The sequence below is a fragment of the Pseudomonas thivervalensis genome, from assembly GCF_001269655.1.
Classification (GTDB): domain Bacteria; phylum Pseudomonadota; class Gammaproteobacteria; order Pseudomonadales; family Pseudomonadaceae; genus Aquipseudomonas; species Aquipseudomonas thivervalensis.
This window is the reverse complement of record NZ_LHVE01000009.1, coordinates 230,980-251,253: the sequence shown is the minus strand read 5'-3', so window position 1 is coordinate 251,253 and position 20,274 is coordinate 230,980. Positions and strand designations below refer to the sequence as shown.

16 protein-coding genes are annotated in these 20,274 nt (G+C 61.5%); 12 read left to right on the top strand and 4 right to left on the bottom strand.

Going from position 1 to position 20,274, the window contains the following annotated elements; translation table 11 throughout:
- The first annotated feature begins 12 nt into the window (after window positions 1-12).
- Together AD659_RS13475 and AD659_RS13470 are read left to right on the top strand one after the other, a co-directional pair.
- Window positions 13-1,278, top strand: a complete 1,266-nt coding sequence (locus AD659_RS13475) for an MFS transporter (protein ID WP_053121953.1) — start codon at window positions 13-15, stop codon at window positions 1,276-1,278.
- On the top strand, window positions 1,278-2,201 hold the full coding sequence (locus AD659_RS13470; RefSeq protein ID WP_053121951.1) for a fumarylacetoacetate hydrolase: 924 nt from the start codon (window positions 1,278-1,280) through the stop codon (window positions 2,199-2,201). The genes AD659_RS13475 and AD659_RS13470 overlap by 1 nt, the downstream gene beginning before the upstream one ends.
- A 57-nt stretch (window positions 2,202-2,258) precedes the next feature.
- On the opposite strand, the gene AD659_RS13465 is transcribed toward AD659_RS13470, so the two are convergent.
- Window positions 2,259-4,484, bottom strand: a complete 2,226-nt coding sequence (locus AD659_RS13465) for a TonB-dependent receptor (RefSeq protein ID WP_053121949.1) — start codon at window positions 4,482-4,484, stop codon at window positions 2,259-2,261.
- Between the two features lie 247 nt (window positions 4,485-4,731).
- Here AD659_RS13465 and AD659_RS13460 point away from each other — a divergent pair, with 247 nt between their 5' ends.
- The 7 genes from AD659_RS13460 (at window position 4,732) to AD659_RS13430 (ending at window position 13,107) form a co-directional block, all read left to right on the top strand.
- On the top strand, window positions 4,732-5,958 hold the full coding sequence (locus tag AD659_RS13460; RefSeq protein ID WP_053121947.1) for an MFS transporter: 1,227 nt from the start codon (window positions 4,732-4,734) through the stop codon (window positions 5,956-5,958).
- Window positions 5,959-6,042: 84 nt separating this feature from the next.
- A complete protein-coding gene (locus AD659_RS13455) occupies window positions 6,043-6,558 on the top strand; it encodes a sigma-70 family RNA polymerase sigma factor (RefSeq protein WP_053121945.1) in 516 nt (171 codons plus the stop codon).
- Window positions 6,559-7,536: a FecR domain-containing protein gene (locus tag AD659_RS13450; protein WP_053121943.1), complete on the top strand. Its 978-nt coding sequence runs from the start codon at window positions 6,559-6,561 to the stop codon at window positions 7,534-7,536.
- Window positions 7,537-7,636: 100 nt separating this feature from the next.
- Entirely contained in the window at window positions 7,637-10,048 is a 2,412-nt protein-coding gene (locus AD659_RS13445) for a TonB-dependent receptor (protein WP_053121941.1), read from the top strand.
- 64 nt (window positions 10,049-10,112) lie between these two features.
- Window positions 10,113-11,300 carry an ABC transporter substrate-binding protein gene (locus tag AD659_RS13440; protein ID WP_053121939.1) on the top strand — a complete coding sequence of 396 codons (1,188 nt, stop codon included), beginning with the start codon at window positions 10,113-10,115 and terminating at the stop codon, window positions 11,298-11,300.
- The gene (locus AD659_RS13435; RefSeq protein ID WP_053121937.1) at window positions 11,297-12,358 is read left to right on the top strand and encodes a FecCD family ABC transporter permease; all 1,062 of its coding nucleotides are present in this window, start codon (window positions 11,297-11,299) and stop codon (window positions 12,356-12,358) included. The genes AD659_RS13440 and AD659_RS13435 overlap by 4 nt, the downstream gene beginning before the upstream one ends.
- Entirely contained in the window at window positions 12,352-13,107 is a 756-nt protein-coding gene (locus tag AD659_RS13430; RefSeq protein ID WP_053121935.1) for an ABC transporter ATP-binding protein, read from the top strand. The genes AD659_RS13435 and AD659_RS13430 overlap by 7 nt, the downstream gene beginning before the upstream one ends.
- A 43-nt stretch (window positions 13,108-13,150) precedes the next feature.
- Here the strand turns inward: AD659_RS13430 and AD659_RS13425 are convergent, their stop codons facing one another.
- A complete protein-coding gene (locus tag AD659_RS13425) occupies window positions 13,151-15,112 on the bottom strand; it encodes a methyl-accepting chemotaxis protein (RefSeq protein ID WP_053121933.1) in 1,962 nt (653 codons plus the stop codon).
- Between the two features lie 272 nt (window positions 15,113-15,384).
- Here AD659_RS13425 and AD659_RS13420 point away from each other — a divergent pair, with 272 nt between their 5' ends.
- Genes AD659_RS13420 through AD659_RS13410 form a run of 3 tightly spaced genes read left to right on the top strand, consistent with a single transcriptional unit; the run spans window position 15,385 to window position 18,210 of the window.
- Window positions 15,385-16,182 (top strand): MipA/OmpV family protein, encoded by a 798-nt coding sequence (locus AD659_RS13420; RefSeq protein WP_053121931.1) that lies wholly within the window; start codon window positions 15,385-15,387, stop codon window positions 16,180-16,182.
- Window positions 16,182-16,868 carry a response regulator transcription factor gene (locus tag AD659_RS13415; RefSeq protein ID WP_053121929.1) on the top strand — a complete coding sequence of 229 codons (687 nt, stop codon included), beginning with the start codon at window positions 16,182-16,184 and terminating at the stop codon, window positions 16,866-16,868. The genes AD659_RS13420 and AD659_RS13415 overlap by 1 nt, the downstream gene beginning before the upstream one ends.
- The gene (locus AD659_RS13410; RefSeq protein WP_231987712.1) at window positions 16,861-18,210 is read left to right on the top strand and encodes a sensor histidine kinase; all 1,350 of its coding nucleotides are present in this window, start codon (window positions 16,861-16,863) and stop codon (window positions 18,208-18,210) included. The genes AD659_RS13415 and AD659_RS13410 overlap by 8 nt, the downstream gene beginning before the upstream one ends.
- Window position 18,211: 1 nt before the next feature.
- On the opposite strand, the gene AD659_RS13405 is transcribed toward AD659_RS13410, so the two are convergent.
- Window positions 18,212-18,697 (bottom strand): ester cyclase, encoded by a 486-nt coding sequence (locus AD659_RS13405; RefSeq protein WP_053121925.1) that lies wholly within the window; start codon window positions 18,695-18,697, stop codon window positions 18,212-18,214.
- A 61-nt stretch (window positions 18,698-18,758) separates the two neighbouring features.
- Entirely contained in the window at window positions 18,759-20,237 is a 1,479-nt protein-coding gene (locus AD659_RS13400) for an APC family permease (RefSeq protein ID WP_053121923.1), read from the bottom strand.
- Between the last annotated feature and the right edge of the window lie 37 nt (window positions 20,238-20,274).

The window sequence follows — 20,274 nt, the reverse complement described above, 5'->3', positions numbered from 1 at the left end:
AGGAACATGGAGATGAAGTTTCCGGTCGCTCGACCTTGGGGCGGCTATGAAAGACGCATGATCACGCTTCTGTCGCTGAGCTTCGGGCTGGTAGGACTGGACAGGTTCATTATCATGCCGTTGTTCCCGGTGATCATGCATGACTTGGCCCTGGACTATCAGGACTTGAGCATGTTGTCGGCGATCCTGGCCTTTGCGTGGGGAGGTTCAGCCCTGTTCATGGGAGCCGCCATCAGGATACTGGGCACCAAGAAGTTGCTGGTGCTGTCGATTACCCTGTTATCCCTGCTGGCCGGTGCGTCTGCATTGATCACCAGCCTGGTGGGCCTGGTGCTCTTGCGCGCCTTGATGGGGGTCTGTGAAGGTGCGTTTACACCCGTCAGCATCATTGTCACCGATGAAGTCTCGCAGCCCTGCCGGCGCGGTCTCAATCTAGGTATTCAACAGGCATTGTTCCCCATCATCGGCCTGTGCCTCGGACCGCTGCTGGCCGGCGTCTTGCTTGAAGTGTTCGGCTCCTGGCGCGCCGTGTTCGCCATCATTTCGTTACCCGGCCTGGTCGTGGCCTGGTATCTCTATAAAACCTACCAACCGACCCAGGCGCCCAGCACGGCGTCGATTGCACGCGCCTCCAAAAGCCAGTGGAGGACGGCCCTGTCCAGCGGGAATGTGCGGCTCAATATTGCCTTGATGCTTTGCATACTGACGTGCCAGTTCGTTCTGTGCGCCCTGCTCCCCAGCTACCTGACAGACATTTTGCACCTGAGCAATTTTTCCATGGCCATGATCATTTCCGCCATTGGCCTGGGTGGTTTTTTTGGACAACTGGTCATTCCCGGCTTGTCCGACCAACTGGGTCGCAAGCCCGTGGTTTCCATCTGTTTCATGATCAGTGCGCTGTTAGTGGGTTTATTGATCATCAGCCCACCGCTGCCCTGGCTACTGTTCCTTCAATTGTTTTTTTTGTCCTTTATCAACTTCAGCCTGATCTGCATAACGGTCGGCCCATTGACCAGCGAATCAGTGCCGCCCAGTTTATTGGCCACCGCGACCGGGCTGGTGGTGGGCTGCGGAGAGATTCTTGGAGGAGGGGTCGCGCCTGTTATCGCCGGTTACATCGCCATGACGTGGGGGCTCACCGCAATCCTGTTCCTGGCACTGGCCGGTAGTTTGACGGGTGGTTTGCTGTCCTTGTGGCTCAAAGAGACCTCCCCGGTTTTCAACGGACTCAATGACTACTCCCCCCTATCCGCACGCTTGACCCTGGAGGATAAGTAATGACCCATTATGTGATGTTGCTGGACTCTCCAGTGCCGCAAGGAGGCCTTGGCGTATTTGACTTCAAATCCGGTCAAAGTCGGGAAGTGCGTCCACCGCAGGGAAATCTTTATGAAGCCCTGGCCCATTGCGCTGAGCGGAATATGGATTGGCAGTCCTATCTCCAGGACCTGCCGTCCACGCCCTACCCGCTTACACCCGCGGCAGTGAAATACCGACCACCGCTGAAGCCCGATAACAATTTATGGGTCCAGATCAGCGAAGTCACACTCTGTACCGCCAAGACAGAACAAGCCTGGCATTACAAAGGTAACGGCCGACTGCTCAAGACCGACGGCGACCCTCTGCAGGTTCCTTATCATTCACAAAGCATCAGTAGCGAGCCGTGCATTGTCTGCCTTTATTGGGTCGACCCGTTTGGCGCGCTGCGCTTCATTGGCTTTACCCTGGGCAACGATGTTCACGATCATGTGTTGCATGGTCGTGACGCCATTTCTTCAGCGCATGCGCACTTGCGTACCTGTGCGATTGCCCCGGCATTGATCGTGGGGGAATTGCAGGCTGATTTGGCCATCAATGTCCAGATAGAGCGTGACGGCCAACCCTTGACGGCAAGTCACCATCGGATGAGCTTGCATCGCTGGCAGAGTCTGCGTCGATATTCGGAAGAGTTCCTGGAGAAACATGAACAGTTTCTCGAGCCCGGGCTGGTTCACTACGTGTTTCACAGCTTGAGCCATCGGACTGCGAATGTACCGCTCCAACACGGTGACTGGCTCAGCATTGACTGCCCCGAGTTGGAGTTGGCCATGAGCAATCAAATCGTCGAAGAGGAATTGGTTTCGCTGGTTCCCTTGTCCGCGCGACGCGCACTTGACCATGGCTGTATCGACTTGCCCCTGCCCGCGCCAAGAAAGTTCTGATCTACCTCTATAAAACGAGGGGGGTGGCCCTTGGCTTGAGCCACCCTTGCCCACTGCTTAGAAATCGACCGTGGCCGACAACTGCAAGGTACGCGGAGAGCCTGGGGAGAAGGCACCGTACGAGGCGACACCCGACCAGTATTCACGGTCAAAGACGTTCTGGACTGTGGCCCTGAACGTCGTCGGTCGACCTTCGATCTTGGTGGCGTAGCGTGCGCCCGCATCGAAGCGGGTCCAGGCGTCCAGTTCCTGGGTGTTGGCCTGGTTCACGTATTGGCCGCTGGTGTAGATCGCACCGCTGGTGAGGGTAAAGCCCTCCACCCACGGGGTGTCCCATTCAGCCCACAGGTTGGCTTGTACCTCAGGCACGCCCACCGGTTTATTGCCACGGTTGGCCGCGGTGGCGGAATCCGTCAGTTCGCCATCGAGCAGTGTCACGCCACCCATCAAGCGAGTGCCGGGGGCCACTTCGCCGAACACGCTCAATTCCACGCCACGGTTGCGCTGTTCGGCCTGCACCGAGAACACATTGCCCGCACCGATTTCGCCACTGGGCTTCTCGATCTGGAACAGCGCCAGGGTGGTCATGAACGTGCCGTGCTCGTACTTGACCCCAACCTCATGCTGCTTGGATTCATAAGGTGCGAATGTTTCGCCGGCGTTGCTCGCGGTGCCTGGCGCGACGTCACCTTTACTCAAGCCTTCGACATAGTTGTAGTAGAGCGACACATCCTCCCAAGGCTTGACCACCAGACCGAGCATCGGGGTCGTGGCGCTGTCGTCATAACGGGAACTGACCGAACCGGCGGCGTTGTAATTACGCGACTCGATGTTCTGCCGGCGCAGCCCCAAGGTCAGTTGGACACGGTCATCCAGGGCCGACAAAGTGTCGGTCAGGGCGAAACCGGACAACTGCGACTCAGAGACGCGCAACACCTTGGGTGCGTTGATGGCTGGCTTGGCCACGTCCACCGGGTGATAGATGTTCGAAAAAACCGCTGGCCCGTTGGTGATCCCCCGAGACAATTCATCCTGATAAGTGCTCGCCATCAATGTGGTGGTGTGGGTGACGGGGCCGGTGTCGAACACGCCACGCACGCCCACATCAGCCGTCGAGCGATCCACGTTGAATTTGTAATAGCCCGGTGTGTTGCTGATATCACCGGCGTCGTTGAGAATCCTGGGCACCTGGTCCGACATCCGCTGGACGTCCGATCGGCCACCACCGGCATGGGCGAATACCGTGATCGAGTCCGTCAGGTCATATTCGCCACCGAGCAATGCCGACTGCTCCTTGGTGTCCGACCAACCCCATTTCTGCGACGCGTTGGTGCGGCCGTTGGGGGCCGATGGAATCTCCACGCCAGGCGCGACGGTGAAGGGCCGCGAAGCACCTTCGAAGCTTTCTTTCTGGCTGATGAAGTCGAGGTTCAAGCGCAGACGCTCACCGCGATAATCGAAGGCGATGGCGCCAATGTTGAGCTCGCGTTCCTGATCATTGACGGCCGTGTCGCCACCCTGGAGGCTGCCGTTGAAGCGCACGCCGAACTGGTTTTGCGAGCCGAATCGACGGCTGACGTCCAAGTGCCCGCCCACGTAGGTATCAGACGCATAGCTGCCGGTAAAGCGTGTCAGGTCTTCGTCCAGCGCCCGCTTGGGAACGATATTGATCACCCCGCCCACCCCACTGTTCGGAGACATGCCGTACATCAGGGCGCCCGGTCCCTTGAGCACTTCGACCCGTTCGGCGTAGTCGGTAAATACCCGGTAGTTGGGCGCCACGCCGTAGACGCCGTCATAGGCCAGTTCGCCAAGGTTGCCCTCGCCAATCGGAAAACCCCGGATGAAAAACGAATCGACAATGCCGCCCACCTGGCCCGTCGAGCGCACAGACGGGTCTCGTTGCAAGGCATCGGCCGCGGTCACGGTTTGCAGGTCGGCCAGGGTCTTGGCGGTGTAGCTGGTCACGCTGAACGGCGTGTCCATCACGTCCTTGTTGCCCATCATCCCCAAGCGGGCGCCACGCGCCACTTGACCACCCGCCAGCTCGGCCGGCAGTGCGCTCGGGTTGTTGTGGGTGCCGGTGATGTTGGTGGCGTCAAGGATCAAGCCTTGGCCGTTGTCGACCGCAGGGACGTTCGAGGTTGGATCGGCAGCGGGCTTTTGCCCGGGGGTTGCCGCCCAGGCAGTGGCGCTTCCTGCGACCAGAATGAAACTCAGGGTGGCGGTACGAATCGCGAGGGATAACGCAGACTCACCACAAGGTCGACGTGCAACAGACATGGCTTAAAGATCCTTTCCAACGAGAGAAAATGGTAATCACTCCTATTGCCAGTCGACCTGCGGAAAAGTATCACCCCCCGGCGGTTATTTTTTCAGGCAGCACCAGAACGCTCGGGCACACAGCCGCTGCAGCGCTATCGACTCTCTTGCAACCTTTCGTGCAGCCGGGCATCTTGCCGACCGTGTCATCGCCTGCAGCACACGCTGACCCACCCGCTTGCTAGCGATTAACCACCGAGGCTGAGTCATGTCCCACGCAGGTACCGTCCAGGGTTCGAACGTAAAAATCCTGATTTCCCTTCTGTTCGCGATCCAGCTCATCTCCATGGGTGCGATGGAAATGAGCGGGCCGTTCTGGCCGGTCCACCTGCGCGGGCTGACGTCCTCGGAGTCAGTCTTCAGCTTCGCCAGCATCGCCGTGTATGTCGGGCCGATGCTGGGCATCATTCTGACCAGCGCGTTCTGGGGCCGTGTCGGCGATCGCTACGGTCATAAGCTGATGATGATCCGCGCCCTGGCGGGCCTGTCGCTGACCCAGCTCGGGCTGGCGCTGAGCAGTGACATCTGGGTCATCCTGATCCTGCGTTTCCTGCAAGGCGCCTTCGCCGGGTACATCGCCCCGGCGCAGGCCTACGGCGTCAGCATCGAAGCCCCGTCGCGACGGGCGCGACTGTTCGCGATCCTGCAGATATCCACCAACGTCGGCTCATTGCTCGGCGCGGTGGTCGGGGGCCTGATCCTCGACTACGCCACGTTCTTCTGGATCAACATCATCGCCTCGGCCTTGTGCGCGGTGTGCACGGTGGTGGCGGCCGTGACCTTGCCGGACGTGCCACCGGTGAAGAAATCCGCGACCGGCCAAACCCCGGCAGCGACGAGTCGTACCGACAGCGTCTGGCAAGGAACACCGCTGCTGTCGTTGCTGTGCGTCATGGGTATCTTGCTGTTGGCGCGGATGCTGCCGCAGACGTCATTCTCCTTGTACGTGAGCTCGGTATTCGACGTCAGCAACTCGGTGGTCGGCCTCTGCTACGGCTTGCTGGCGCTGGGTTTCATCCTCTCGGCCACGGCCTGGTCGCGCTATTTCGAGCACCGTACCCGGCAGGACACCTTGCACCGCATCCTCTACGTCGTGCTCGGTTGCATCGTCCTGACCGCCCTGGCGGGCAGCACGCGCAACGCCATCATCTTTGTCGTCGCCTACTTCATCTGGGGGGTGCTGCTGGGCGCCACCACGCCGGTGCTGATGGCGTTGATTTCGAAATCCGCCGACAGCTCGCGTCAAGGTCACGTGCTGGGCATTGCCCAGGGCACCGCGCAATTCGCTTCGATCGCGGGCATCTCGGCCGGCGGGTTGCTCAGCCAGGTCTACGGCTTGCAGTACACCTACCTGTTCGTTTGCCTGGCTTATGTGTTGGCACTGATCCCCGTCGTCGTGTTGCGCTACTGGCCGGTGAACCGCCCGCGTACCTGAAGCAGCGTTGTCGAATGCCGCTTGCGTCACGGACAAGTTGTCCTTTAGCATTGGGAATACTTCTCAATTGCAAAAAACGCAACCATGAGCGAAACCCTGCCCGCGAACAACGACCATCATCTGCGCGTGATTGAAGCGCTGTACGCCGGCCATCACGGCTGGCTGTACGCCACGCTGAAGAAGAAACTGGGCAACGCCATGGATGCGGCGGACCTGGCCCAAGACACTTTCACGCGCATTCTCGCCTCCCAAGTCACGGCCATTGACCAGCCCCGGGCCTACCTGAGCTGCGTCGCCAAGGGCATTCTCATCAACTGGTATCAGCGCAAGGCCCTGGAACGGGCCTACCTGGAGGCGCTTGCGCATTTGCCGGCCCAGGAAGTGCCGTCTCCCGAATTACGTTTCCTGGTGCTGGAAACCCTGCACGAAATCGACGCCATGCTCGACACCCTCCCGGCGCCGGTCAAACGGGCCTTCCTGCTGTCGCAGATCGGCGGCCTGAAATACGACGACATCGCCCAACAGCTGGACGTCTCGCTGATCACGGTCAAGCGCTACATGAAGCAGGCGTTCGTGCAGTGCCTGATGCTGGTGGAATGAATGCTCACCCGACGTCATGAGCCGCCGCTCGATCCGAAGGTCCTCGAAGAAGCCGCCGAGTGGCTGATGCGCTTGAGTGAGCGCGACCTCAGTGACAGCGAACGTGCCGAGTGGGAATGCTGGAGGGCCAGCAGCCCCGAACGCGGCCGGGCCTGGTCGCGTGCACAAGTGCTGCAAGGCAAGCTCGGCGGCTTGCCACGGTCATTGGCGATGTCGGCGCTGGATCGCCCGAGCAGCCCCGAACGGCGCGCGGCCCTTGGCAAACTGGCGTTGCTGCTGGCCGTGGTGCCTGCCAGTTGGGGCAGTTGGAAACTGGCGCAATCGCAGCAATGGTCCGCCGACTACCACACCGCCGTGGGCGAGCGTCGCGAGTTGACCCTGGCCGATGGCTCGCACCTCACCCTCAATACCGACACGGCCATCGACGTGCTGTTCGACACCCAGCAGCGGCTCATCCAGGTGCGTGAAGGGGAAATCCTGGTGCAGACCGCGCCGGATGCTTCACCCCAGGGGCGACCGTTCCTGGTCAGCACCCGCGAGGGCCGGATGCAGGCCCTGGGCACGCGGTTCACCGTTCGCCAACTGCCATCGCGCACCCAACTGGCGGTACTCGAAGGCGCTGTGCGGATTGAACTGGCCAATGCTCGCCAGGCCGCGCCGCTCATCGTCAACGCCGGACAGCGCACCGACTTCTCATCCCTGGCCTTCGGCCCGTTGACCCCGACCGATCGCAACGTCGGCGCCTGGACCCAAGGCATGCTGATGGCCGACAAGATGCGCCTGGCGGATTTCGTCGCCGAGCTGGCGCGCTATCGCCGGGGCTTCGTGCGTTGCGACCCGGCCATTGCCGAGCTGCGGGTTTCCGGCGCCTTCCCCATCAACGATACCCAGCGCACCCTGAACATGCTGGTGCAAACCTACCCGGTCCTGGTCACCGGCCATTTGAGCGGTTACTGGGTGACGCTTTCCCCTGCCTGACCCCGCAAAAAAGTTTTTGCTGCCCGGGTGATACTTTTTTTGATCTCAACTGGCAAAGACAGGAATAACCCTTTCATCTCGTCCATAGGGTCACCCATCCATGCTCGTCGCACGGCCCCTGCGTCCGGATCGTCCGTCCAAGCTCGTCATACGCAGTGTGCTCTTGAGCCTTGCCTTGAGCACGGTCACCGGGGCATTCGCCTGGGCCGCCGTGCCCGCGCCACTGGCAGCCATCGCCCCCCGGGCCTATGACATCGCCCCCGGGCCGCTCGGCCCCGCCCTGTCGAGTTTTGCGATAGCCGTCGGCATTGCCTTGTCGTTCCAGCCGTCAATCACTGAGGGGCTGGTCAGCCCGGGACTGTCCGGCACTTATCCGACTGCGCAAGCGCTCACACGCCTGCTGGGTGACAGCGGTGTGGAGATGATTGCCCGCGACGATGGGAGCTACACGCTGGTGTTGCGTCAAGTGTCTCTGCCGGAGATCAACGTCGATGCCGCCGGCAGACGCAGCACCGACTTGCCATCCACCGACTCCAGCGGCCAGGTCGCCCGCGGCGCGCGCCTCGGGCTGCTGGGCAACGACGAAGTGATGGATGCGCCGTTCAGCGTCAGCAGCTACACCTCGACGATGATCAAGGATCAGCAGGCGGTCACCGTGGGTGACTTGCTGGAGCGCGATTCTTCGGTGCGCGCCACTGGCCAGACGGGCGGCATCGTCGACTCGTTTTTCATCCGCGGTTTTCCGCTGGGCGAAGGCAACCTCGGTGAACTGGCTTTCGACGGCGTGTACGGCGTAGCGTCCAATTATCGGGTGTTCACCGATTACGCCGAGCGCATTGAATTGGTCAAGGGCCCCGCCGCCCTGCTGTATGGCATGTCGCCCAACAGCGCCGTGGGCGGTGTGATCAATGTGGTCCCCAAGCGCGCCCTCGACGAGGACCTGACCCGTTTCACCAGCCGCTATGCCACGGACTCGCAACTGGGCGGCCACCTCGACGTCAGCCGGCGTTTTGGTGAAGAGCGCCGGTTCGGGATCAGATTCAACGGCAGCCTGCAGCAGGGCGAAACGACCATCGACAAGCAGTCTCGAAACGTCGGTACCGGCGCCATCTCCCTGGACTACCAAGGGGATCGCCTGCGCACGAGCCTGGACCTGATCAATCAGGAGGAAGCGTTCGACGCCGCATCGCGGCCCTTCAGGATCGCCCCCGGCGTGCAGATCCCCTCGGCCGCCAACGGCCGGACCAGTGTCAGCCAGGACTGGGGACGCTCCCAGGCCCGGGACAAATCGGCGTTGCTCAGTGGCGAGTACGACCTCAGCGACCAGCTGACGGTGTTTGCCCACGCCGGCGGCGGAAAATCCGAGGTTGAGCGCATGTCCGACCAGACCCCGACCATCATCAACGCCGCCGGAGACACGTCATCAGATCCCGGCTATTACCAATTCAAAGTCCAGCGCTACACCGTCGACGCCGGCGCGCGCCTGGGCTTCGACACCGGGCCGGTCAGCCACCGCGCGGTGCTGCAAGTCAGCCGTTATCGCGACGAGTTGTCCCGGGGCATTATTTCCGGTCCCGCCGTCCTCTCGAACATCTATCACCCGATCGACCAGCCCCGGCCCAACCTCGCCGAGCCCAACACACCGAAAGTCTCCGAGAGCGAACTGTCGGGCGTCGCCCTGGCCGACACCTTGTCGGTGCTCGATGAACGCCTGCAAGTCACCCTCGGGCTGCGCCGGCAAAACATCCAGTCGGACAACTACAACCTCGCCGTCACCACCCCGTCCTACGACAAAAGCAAAACCACGCCACTGTTCGGTATCGTCGCCAAGCCCTGGGAGCATGTCGCGCTGTACTACAACTACATCGAAGGCCTGAGCAAGGGCGATATCGCGCCGTCCGCCGCCACCAACGCGGAAGAGGTTTTCTCACCCTACATCTCCCGCCAGCAGGAGATCGGGGTCAAGCTCGACTACGACCGTTTCATGGCCACGCTGGCGCTGTTCCAGATCAAGAAACCCAGCGGTGAGTTGTCGAACGGGGTGTTTTCGGTCCAGGCCCAGCAACGCAACCGTGGCATGGAACTGAACCTGTCCGGCGAGATTGCCCGGGGCACACGTTTGCTCGGCGGCGTGACGCTGCTCGATGGGGAGCTGACCCGCACTGGCGTGGCCGCCAACCGCGGCAACACACCGGTGGGCGTTCCCAAGGTCCAGGCCAACCTCTGGGCCGAATGGGACACCCCGGGCATCGACGGGCTGACGCTGACCAGCGGCGCGATCTACACCGCCCGCCAGTACGTCGACCAGGCCAACACCCAGGCACTGGATGCCTGGACCCGCTTCGATGTCGGCGCCCGCTATGCCACGCGCATTGCCGAGCGGCCCACGACCTTTCGCGCCACGGTGCAAAACGTGCTTGACCGCGCCTACTGGTCAGGGGTCGCCTCCTATGGCGCGTTTTCCCAAGGCGCACCGCGCACGCTGCTGTTGTCCGCCACCGTTGATTTCTGAAACCTGCGGGCCGGGGTGGCGGCGTGCGCCGTTGTCCGGGCCGGCTTTTGTAAAGGCCTGAACCATGGTTACCGTTTTTCGTCGCCCTCACACCCTCGCCGCCCTGCTGTTCGCCGGGCTGCTGGGCGTGGTGTTTCTTTCGCTGACGCCCCGCAACGCCCTGGCCGTCGAGGCGGACCCTGCCCTGGCCACCGTGACCGACCTGCTCGGGCGCCAGGTCAAGGTCCACCTTCCCGTCCGGCGGGTGATCCTCGGCGAAGGCCGCCAGTTGTACCTGGTGGCGGCGCTGGACACGCAAAACCCCATCGAACGCATCGTCGGTTGGCGCAAGGACCTGATCCAGTCCGACCCGGACACCTACGGCGCCTACCTGCGCAAATTCCCCGACATCGCCAAGATCCCGACCTTCGGCGGCTTCGAGGACGGCACCTTTGATATCGAGCAGGCGATTTCCCAGCGTCCGGATGTGATCATCCTCAATATCGAAGCCCAGCATGCCACCGAGGATGCGCGCTACATCGAGAAGCTCGACGCCTTGGGCATCCCGGTGGTCTACGTCGACTTTCGCAACAACCCGATGCAGAACACCGAACCGACCATGCGCCTGTTTGGCCAGTTGTTTGGCAAGCAAGCCCGGGCCGAGGCCTTCATCGATTTTCGCAACCAGCAGATCCGGCGCGTCACCGACGTCATTGAAGCGCGCCGCCCTGCCCGGCCAAAAGTCTTCATCGAGCGCATCGGCGGCTACACCGATGATTGCTGCCTGAGTTTCGGCAACGAGAATTTCGGCCTGTTCGTCGAAATGGCCGGCGGCGACAACATCGCCAAAGGCATCATCCCGACCACGTTCGGCCAGTTGAATGCCGAGCAAGTGGTGGTCGCCAACCCGGCGCACGTCGTCGTCACCAGTGCCAACTGGGAAGCCTTTGCCCCTGGCGGCCATTGGGTCGGCGTCGGCCCGGGCGCGGACATGGCCCAAGCCAGGCGAAAACTGGCGTGGTACACCCAGCGGCCGGCCTACGCTGGCATCAAGGCTCAGGACGACCAGGCATTCCACGCCATCTGGCACCAGTTCTACAACAGCCCCTATCAGTTCGTGGCCATCCAGCAATTGGCCAAATGGTTCCACCCGACGTTGTTCGCCGACCTGGACCCGGACGCCTCGTTCCGCCAGTTGCACGAGCGGTTCCTGCCGGTCCCTTATGAACCGGGCTACGCCGTCAGCCTGCGTCAGACCGAGGGCCAGCCATGACAGCGTTGAACGAAACCCTGGCGATGCAACGCGACACCTACCGGCGCCTGGTGCTGCGCAAGCGGCTTATCCTCGGCGGGCTCGCGCTGTTGCTGACCTGCAGCGTCCTCCTTGACCTGGCCCTCGGGCCGGCGCGCTACAGCCTCGACGAAGTGCTCGGCGCGCTGTTTTCACCAGACAGCGCATCGCCCCAGGTTCGCGTGGTGATGTGGGACATCCGCCTGCCCGTGGCGCTGATGGCCGTTGCGGTCGGTGCGGCATTGTCCCTGGCCGGCGCGCAGATGCAGACGATCCTCAACAACCCGCTGGCCAGTCCGTTCACTCTAGGCATTTCCGCTGCCGCCAGTTTCGGTGCGGCCATGGGCCTGGCATTCGGCGTAGCCCTGTTCCCGTTGGCGGCGCAGTACATGGTGCCAGTGAACGCGTTCATCATGGCCATGCTGTCGGCCTTGCTGATCCACTTCCTGAGTCTGCGTCGCGGTGTCACCGCCGAGACCATCGTGCTGCTGGGCATCGCCCTGGTGTTCACCTTCAATGCGCTGCTGGCGCTGGTGCAGTTCTTCGCCACCGAACAAGCGGTGGCCGCCGTGGTGTTCTGGACGATGGGCAGCCTGACCAAAGCCACCTGGCCCAAGCTCGGGGTGATCTGCCTGGTGATCCTGGTCACCCTGCCGATTTTCGCCCGGCGTGCCTGGGCCTTGACCGCACTGCGCCTGGGGGACGACAAGGCCGCGAGTTTCGGCATCAACGTGCGCAGCCTGCGCTTCCAGACGTTGATCATGGTCAGCCTGCTCGCCTCGTTCCCGGTGGCGTTTGTCGGCACCATCGGCTTCATCGGCCTGGTCGGCCCGCACATCGCGCGGATGCTGATCGGTGAAGACCAGCGGTTCTTCCTGCCGGCGTCCTTGTTGACCGGTGCACTGATTCTGTCGGCCAGTTCGGTGATCAGCAAAACCCTGATCCCTGGCGCCATTTTTCCCATCGGCGTGGTCACGTCGCTGATTGGCGTGCCCTTCTTCATATCCTTGATTCTCGGCGGGAAGAAAAACTCATGGTAACGATCCGGCTGGAGAATCTCGGCGCCCGCTACGGCCAGCGCACGGTCATTCACGGCGTGACCACGGCAGCCTTTGTCGGCGGCCAGGTGGTGGCGGTGGTCGGCCCCAACGCGGCGGGCAAGTCCACCTTGTTCAAGCGCATGGCCGGCTTGATCGACGGGCCCGGGCAGGTGATGTTGGAGGGCTCGAAAAAGGGACCGCAGGGCATCAGCTACATGCCCCAGGGCTTGAACGCCAGCGCCCGGTTGACGGTGTATGAGTCGGTGTTGCTGGCGCGCAAGCAGCTCACGCCGGGCTGGGTCGTCCATGATGATGAGCTGAAGTTGGTGGACGACATTCTCGCCGCGCTGGGCATCACTGAATTGTCGTTCCGTAACCTCGGCGAGCTCAGCGGCGGGCAACAGCAACTGGTATCGATCGCCCAGACCTTGGTGCGCGAACCGGAAATCCTGCTGATGGATGAGCCCACCAGCGCCCTGGACATGCATCGGCAAGTCCAGGTGTTGAACTTCATGCGGGCCCTGGCGCGCAAACGCCAGGTCATTGTGTTCATCGCCATCCATGACCTGAACCAGGCACTGCGCTTTGCCGACCAAGTGCTGGTCATCGCCGACGGCACCGCCCAGGGCAGCGGTCCGAGCGCCGAGGTGATTAGCGAATCGATGCTGCGCAAGGTCTACAAGGTCGAGGCGCGGATCGAGCAATGCAGCCGCGGCGAGCGCCATATCCTGATCGACGATATCGTCTGAGCGCACACCCGGGCCTTGCATCAAAGGCCTGAGGTTGCAGGACCTAGGCGACCTTGAAGCGATTGACCAACTGTTGCTGATGTTCGGCCAGGCGCGCCAGCTCCTGGCTGGTGATGGCCGTCTGCTCGGCACCGGCACTCACCTGGATCACCAGGTCATTGATCTCGTTCACGTTGCGATTGATGTCCTCGGACACCGCGCTCTGCTCTTCTGCTGCGGAGGCGATTTGAATGTTACGGTCGCTGATCGTCGCCACGCCCTCGGCGATCTCCACCAACAACTCGCCTGCGCGCTCGACTTTGCTCGCCCCGTCCTGGGCCTTGTCCAGGGTCTGTTGCATGGACAGGGCCGCACGATCCGAACCGGCCTGGAGGTTGCTGATCATCTGTTGAATGTTGCCCGTGGACTCCTGGGTCTTTTGCGCCAGGGTGCGCACTTCGGACGCGACCACCGCGAAGCCGCGCCCATGATCACCGGCCCGCGCCGCTTCAATCGCCGCGTTGAGTGCCAGCAGATTGGTCTGTTCGGCAATACCGCGAATCACATCGAGCACCGAGGAAATGGCATCGCTTTCCAGCTTGAGATCACCAATGATCCCGGCGGTCTCTTCAGCCTGCCCGGACAACTGACGGATCAGTCCGATGGTGCTTTCGATTTCCACGCGCCCTTGGGCCGTGCTGAGATTGACCCGTTGCGACATGTGCGCCGCATCGTTGGTACTTTGCGCCACCTCGCGCACCGTGGCGCTCATCTGATTGATCGCGGTGGCCACCAGCTCGGTGCCTTGGCGCTGTTGCTCGACACTCGTGCTGGTCTGGACCGTCACCGTGGAAGACTCTTGCGCGGCGGTGGCCACTTGCGCCGTGGCGTTGCCGATTTCCTGCACGACCTCGCTGATCTCTTGCGCCATGCGATTGAGGTTGCGCGCGATCTGACCGAACTCATCGCGACCTTCATACGTGGCCCTGGCGGTGAGGTCACGCTGTGCCAGGCCGTTCAGCGCCCGGTTCACATCGCGCACCGCCAGATCGATCAGACGGATGATCACATACGACAGCACCGTCACCGCCAGCAGCGCCACGATGACCGCGCCGACGGTCAACCACAACGCACGACTTGCTTCATCGCGGCCATGGATCGCCAGGCGGCTGACGCTTTGACCGAGCGCATCTTCCACCTGGCTCATCATGTCGATGCGCTGAGTGGAGAGCTCGAACCAGGCCTCTGGCTTGATGCCCAGCGACTGGCCCAATGGCACTTCGAAGGCCAGGCGCTGCAACTTGCCGACTTCGACCGCAGCGGGTTTAAGCATCTGCTCGGTGAATTGTTGAAGCAAGGCTGGTTGGGCCTGGCGACGGAACGCGTCGGAATAGGCGGAGAACTCGCCAAGGTTGCGGCTAAAGCGCGACAACAAGGTCTCGTCGAAGCGATCCTGGCTGAACACCAGGCCAAGCACGACCCGTTCGCGTCCGGCCCGTTCTTTCATCTCGATAAACTGATTGAGCGCATTGAGCGCATGAACAATGGTCGCGTTGTTGATCGTCGCTTCCAAAGAGTGGGTATAGCCCATGAGCGCTTGAATGATCTCGGTATAACGAACACCGGATTCGGTGCTGCTGATACCCAACTTATCCACTTGCCCGCGAATGGCAGGCAATTGGTCCAAGGCCTGGAGGACATTGTCCAATTGCGCGCTGCCCGATGCAGACAACCGGCGTACCACCTCGACCGAGGTATTGGAACCTTGGCGCGCCTGGGCCATCCGTTCGCCCATGGACTTGCCGCCGCTGCCCAGGAATACCCCGCTGGCACCGCGCTCGCGCTGCAATACCGTGATCAGTTGACTCAACTTCTGCGCCGTGGCGCTGGCGGCGACCGTGGCGTCCATATCGCGCAGGGTCTTGTAGTTGTCCACGACAAAGACCCCGGCCAAGGTCAGGAACCCCAACAAGGGAAGTAGCAAGATCAATAAAAGTTTCAGACGCAGCGGTGCATTCCTGAGCATTTCCGTTCAAGCCTCATTTCATATTGAGTTAGTGACGCGTGAACTTGTTGTAAGAAGGCTTTTATACACGCTGACTTGGAGCGATCTTAACGCAATACCAAATAGCCATCACCCCTGATATGGCACCGCTTGGCCCTGATGATGGCCATGACCCGGGCATTTTGATTTGCCTTGATCAGGGTCAAGCTTTCGACAGATAACGGTAAGCATCCGGTAAGGGAAAGTGCTCAACGATAGGCGCGCATTTCATCCTGTCCCGTTGGAGCCTCCCCATGCATGTGCTGCACTTAGCCGTTTCAACAATCCCGAGTGTGATTCTGCTCGCCGTGGCCAGTTCGGCGATCGCCGCTCAGGCAGCTGAAGCTCAAACCGCCGAAGCGTCTTCGTCCTGGGGGATGGGGGTTGGCGCAATCAGCAGCCAGCAGCCCTATAGCGGCATCGATCGAGACAACAAGGCGATCCCGCTGATCTACTTCGAGAATGAATACCTGCGGGTGTTCGGCCCAAACGCCGAGGTCAAGCTGACGCAACTCGAAATCAACGACACCCAGCAAATCGATTTCAGCCTCGTGGGCCAGTACGACTTTAGCGGCTATGATGCCGACGATTCTCGGGTTTTCGATGGCATGAGCGACCGTAAAAGCGGCTTCTGGGCCGGGGCCAAAGTGCAGTGGCGCACTGACTGGGTGGATGTGCACGCCGAGTGGCTCGCGGATGTCTCGGGCAACAGCGACGGACAGCGCTTCAATCTGGGCCTGGAGCGGACCTGGCGGCTCGGCGACCACATCACCCTCACACCCCATGTAACCGCGATGTGGCAGGACCAAAAATACGTCGATTATTATTTTGGTGTGCGTGACAGTGAAGCGCGTATCGATCGCGCGGCCTATGATGGCAAGTCTGCCCTCAATACCGAGTTGGGGGTCCGGGGAAACTACATGTTCGATCAGCACCACTCTGTGTTCCTCGATCTCAAGGCAACTAGCCTCGCCAGTGAAATCAAGGACAGTCCGCTGGTAGACCGTTCTACCGAAAACAGCACGCTGTTCGGCTACCTGTACCGCTTCTGATGAGCCGCATTCTGTTGGTCGAGGACCACGAACGCTTGGCGCAATTGGTCTGCACGGGACTGACGAACGCCGGGATCGCCGTCGATGTGATCAACCGCATGGATGGCGCGTGGGCGGCCATCCAGCGGGTGCCCTACCAGGCGTTGATCCTCGATCGAGGCTTGCCGGACGGCGACGGGCTCGTCTTGTTGAAGCGCCTGCGCAACGCCGGGCTTGGCCTGCCGTGCCTGGTGCTGACGGCACGGGATGCCCTGCATGATCGGGTACAAGGGCTCGATGCCGGCGCGGATGACTATCTGCCCAAGCCGTTCGCCATGGATGAAATGGTCGCCCGTGTGCGGGCCTTGCTACGACGGCCCGTGGACTGTCGCCCTCTCGCCCCCAGCCATGGTGACCTGAGCGTGCAACCCGATACCGGCCTGATGTACTGCGCGGATGAGAGCATCACCCTGGCGCCGGCGGAGATGCAGATCATGTTGCTGCTGTTGCGCAAGCCTGGGGAAATCGTCCGTCGCCCCAGCATCGAGGCGGCGGGCTGGGGTTTGAGCGAGGCGGTCACGCCGAACGCCCTGGACGTGGCCCTGCACCGTATCCGCCGCAAGCTGCTGGCCATCGGCTCCCGCCAACGCATTGTCAACGTGCGAGGTCTCGGTTATGCGCTGCGCCAGGTCGACGTGGTTGAGTAGCCTCAGGTTCAAGGTGCTGCTGGCTTATATTGCCGGCGTGACGCTGAGCATCCTGCTGATCGTGTCGGCGGCGTTGGCCCTGGTTACTTCACAGAGCGACATCCTGTCGGTCATGAACATGGCCGAACGCACCCAGGAGCTGGCGGAAAAACTCCAGTTCGACGCTGACGGGCGCCCCGTCGGATTCGATCGCAGCGAGACCGATCGAATCTGGACCTATGACAGCATGCGGCAGGAAATCGGATACCGCGTGCTGGACGCTTCGGCAAACGTGGCCCTGACGTCCACCGATGCCAGCTTCTGGCCGGCGAACACCTCGGAGCACTCTGAAGACCACGCCCGGTTCAAGTTCGAGCGTCAGGGCATCTTGATGTATGGCGCCACCGCGCCGGTCGAACATGACGGCCAGACCTGGTTCCTCCAGCTTGCCGTCAGCGAACGGCTGATGGACCTCTTCCACGGGGCATTCGCATTACCCTTCATGGGCGCCGGCATCGTCCTGTTCAGCCTGGTGCTGCTCTTTGTCTTTGGCGCCTGCGCCTATGTCATTTTGGGTTATACGCTCAAGCCCTTGCGCGAGGTGTCCGAGTCGGCCGCCGCCATCTCACCCCGCTCCCTGCATTCACGCTTGCAGGCCAGCAGCGTACCGTCCGAAGTCGTGCCACTGGTGGACAGCTTCAATCGAGTACTCCAACGCTTGGAAAATGGCTACCGGACCCAGCAGGAATTCCTGGCGACCGCGGCGCACGAACTCAAGACACCGCTGGCGCTGATACGGGCGCAGATCGAATTGATGGAAGACAGTCCCGGTCGCAACGCACTGCTCAACGACGTGGCCCACATGACCCGCCAAGCCCAGCAATTGCTGCTCCTGACCGAAGCCAGCGAGGCCCAGAACTACCTGTTTGCCGAAGTCGAAGTGGCCGATGTCGCGAAGGAAGCCATCGACTATCTACAGCGCATGGCCGAAGCCGTCGACGTGCGCCTGGTACTGGCCGAGGACTGCTCGGGTGTTGGCCCCTGGCAGGCTGATCGCAGTGCCCTCTTCACTTTGCTGAAAAACCTGTTGGAAAACGCCCTCCAACACGCCCCTCGGGGCACCGAAATTCGCGTGGATATCGGCCGTGATCACCTGAGCGTGCGCGACTGGGGCCCCGGGGTTGATCGAGAGCAACTGCCCCAGCTGTTCGTGCGCTTCTGGCGCGGGCCCCATCGCCGCGACCATGGCGCCGGCCTGGGCCTGACGATCTGCCGGGAGATCGCCCAAGCCCATGGCTGGACGCTCTCGGCCAAGAGAGCCGAGCCAGGCTTGTTGCTGCAGTTGTCTCGACGGGAACACTGATCTACCAGCCGAGCTGCTTGTTGAAACCCAGGGCGTCATAGTAGTCGTGCTGCATGATAATCTTGCTCTCCTTGAGCCGGATGAAACTCACCCCCTTGAAGCTGAGGAGGCGCTGGGTGGCCGGCGTCTCGGTGCTCCAAGGCCCGGTATTGTGCCCTTTGAATTCCCATTCGAAGGCAATGCTTTCACCGTTGACGATTGGCTCGCCCAGCATCATCCATTGCAGATCCGGCACTGCGTGCATGAACACTTCGATCACCTGGGTCTTGGCGTTTTCCCGGCCGACCTGCGGTGTTCCCACCGAGGCGTCGAGGAACTCGCCGTCCTCGGCGAAGTACTTCGCCGCAGCCTCCGCATCGCGAGCGTTCCAAGCTTTCATATAGTCATGGATCACACCCAGGGTATCGTTTTGACTGGCCGCCAGAACCCCATGGCTGGCCAGAATCAGGAGCAACCCAAACAGCATCGAATGGATTCGAGACGTCATAGCGTTCACCCTTTTCTCATCAGAGGAATTTGCCTGCCGCGCCCGGCAGGCCGTCATGTTCCTAGGCTTTTTTCCAGGCATCGGAAGCCGGGGCAGTACCCTTCTCGTAGGGACGAAACAGGACCATGTAGACGAGGCCGACGAGAATCACGATGGCGCCAACCAATACGATGCCGTAGTTCACGTACCACGGTGCATCTGGCGTACGCGGCCAGGACATATTGACGATGGCGAACAAACCATAGCAAAGCGCAGCGATGTTCACCGGCCAGCCCCAACGTCCCAAGGTGAACTGGCCCTTGGGTGTCCAGCCCCGGAGACGGGCATACATTACCCCCCCGACGATCATCTGGAACGCCAAGTAGATACCGATGGCGGCAAAGCTCACCACCAGCGCGATGGCGTTCTGAAGATAGAAGCCGACACACACAATGATCGCCGGCAGCACCCCGCAGACCATCAGCGCGGCGGTCGGCACATGGGTGGTCGGGGAGAGTTTCTTCAGCACGCCACTGCCCATAAGCATCTCGTCTCGGGCGTAGGCATACAACAAGCGGCTCGCGGATGCCTGCAAGCTCAGCACACAGGAAACGAACGAAACCGTGATCACCGCCATGACTACTCGCGACATGACCGGCCCGAACGCCGCGCCGAATATCGTGGCCATGGGATCCTTGTCCTGCCCGGAAACAACGGCGGCGATATCAGGCACGGCCAGGATCAAGGCCAGGGCGGCAAAGATCGAAGCGGCACCGCCGATCCAGATCGTCATCCGCATGGCCTTGGGGACCTGGCGGCTGGGATTGGGCGTTTCCTCGGCCACATCGCCGCACGCTTCAAAACCGTAGTAAAGGAACATCCCGGCCAGTGACGCGGCCAGGAAGGCCGGCCAGTACTGCCCATCGATGGAAATATCGAACGTGTCGAACAACACGCTCAAGGGTTGGTGGCGCTCGAAAATCAGCAAATAGCCGCCGATCAGCAAAGCCCCGACCAGCTCACACAGAAAACCAAACATCGCCACCCGCGCCAGCAGCTTGGTGCCGCTCAGATTCAAGACCGTCGCGGCGGCGGTCAGCACCAGCGCAACCAAGGTATTGGTGACCGGCGACGACTCGAAACCCAGCAGGTTGGCAATGTAGGGACCCGCGCCCAGGGCTACGGCCGCAATGGTCACGCACAGAGAGATGGCGTAGATCCAGCCGACCATCCAGGCCCATTTTTTCCCCACCAGGCGACGGGCCCACGGATAGACTCCACCGGAAATGGGATACTGGGACACCACTTCGCAAAAAATCAGGCACACCAGCATTTGCCCGAACCCCACCAGCAGGTAGGACCAGAACATCGGTGGCCCGCCCGCCGCCAGGCACAGGCCGAACAACGTGTAGACGCCGACCACTGGCGATAAGTAAGTAAACCCGAGGGCAAAGTTCTGCCACAGGCTCATGCTACGTTCGAAATTCGAGGTGTACCCCAGGGCACGGAGTTGCTCCGCGTCCTGGTCCACGGCTGCCGTGGAGCTTATCGAGCTGTTCATTGCGCCATCCTTCAAAAAGGAATTCGTTTGAGTAAGC

What these genes read in the sequence shown, in the direction of transcription:
- AD659_RS13475 (WP_053121953.1), top strand. Translation starts at nt 13, where the DNA reads ATGAAGTTTCCGGTCGCTCGACCTTGGGGCGGCTATGAAAGACGCATG.
- AD659_RS13470 (WP_053121951.1), top strand. Translation starts at nt 1,278, where the DNA reads ATGACCCATTATGTGATGTTGCTGGACTCTCCAGTGCCGCAAGGAGGC.
- AD659_RS13465 (WP_053121949.1), bottom strand. Translation starts at nt 4,484, where the DNA reads ATGTCTGTTGCACGTCGACCTTGTGGTGAGTCTGCGTTATCCCTCGCG.
- AD659_RS13460 (WP_053121947.1), top strand. Translation starts at nt 4,732, where the DNA reads ATGTCCCACGCAGGTACCGTCCAGGGTTCGAACGTAAAAATCCTGATT.
- AD659_RS13455 (WP_053121945.1), top strand. Translation starts at nt 6,043, where the DNA reads ATGAGCGAAACCCTGCCCGCGAACAACGACCATCATCTGCGCGTGATT.
- AD659_RS13450 (WP_053121943.1), top strand. Translation starts at nt 6,559, where the DNA reads ATGCTCACCCGACGTCATGAGCCGCCGCTCGATCCGAAGGTCCTCGAA.
- AD659_RS13445 (WP_053121941.1), top strand. Translation starts at nt 7,637, where the DNA reads ATGCTCGTCGCACGGCCCCTGCGTCCGGATCGTCCGTCCAAGCTCGTC.
- AD659_RS13440 (WP_053121939.1), top strand. Translation starts at nt 10,113, where the DNA reads ATGGTTACCGTTTTTCGTCGCCCTCACACCCTCGCCGCCCTGCTGTTC.
- AD659_RS13435 (WP_053121937.1), top strand. Translation starts at nt 11,297, where the DNA reads ATGACAGCGTTGAACGAAACCCTGGCGATGCAACGCGACACCTACCGG.
- AD659_RS13430 (WP_053121935.1), top strand. Translation starts at nt 12,352, where the DNA reads ATGGTAACGATCCGGCTGGAGAATCTCGGCGCCCGCTACGGCCAGCGC.
- AD659_RS13425 (WP_053121933.1), bottom strand. Translation starts at nt 15,112, where the DNA reads ATGCTCAGGAATGCACCGCTGCGTCTGAAACTTTTATTGATCTTGCTA.
- AD659_RS13420 (WP_053121931.1), top strand. Translation starts at nt 15,385, where the DNA reads ATGCATGTGCTGCACTTAGCCGTTTCAACAATCCCGAGTGTGATTCTG.
- AD659_RS13415 (WP_053121929.1), top strand. Translation starts at nt 16,182, where the DNA reads ATGAGCCGCATTCTGTTGGTCGAGGACCACGAACGCTTGGCGCAATTG.
- AD659_RS13405 (WP_053121925.1), bottom strand. Translation starts at nt 18,697, where the DNA reads ATGACGTCTCGAATCCATTCGATGCTGTTTGGGTTGCTCCTGATTCTG.
- AD659_RS13400 (WP_053121923.1), bottom strand. Translation starts at nt 20,237, where the DNA reads ATGAACAGCTCGATAAGCTCCACGGCAGCCGTGGACCAGGACGCGGAG.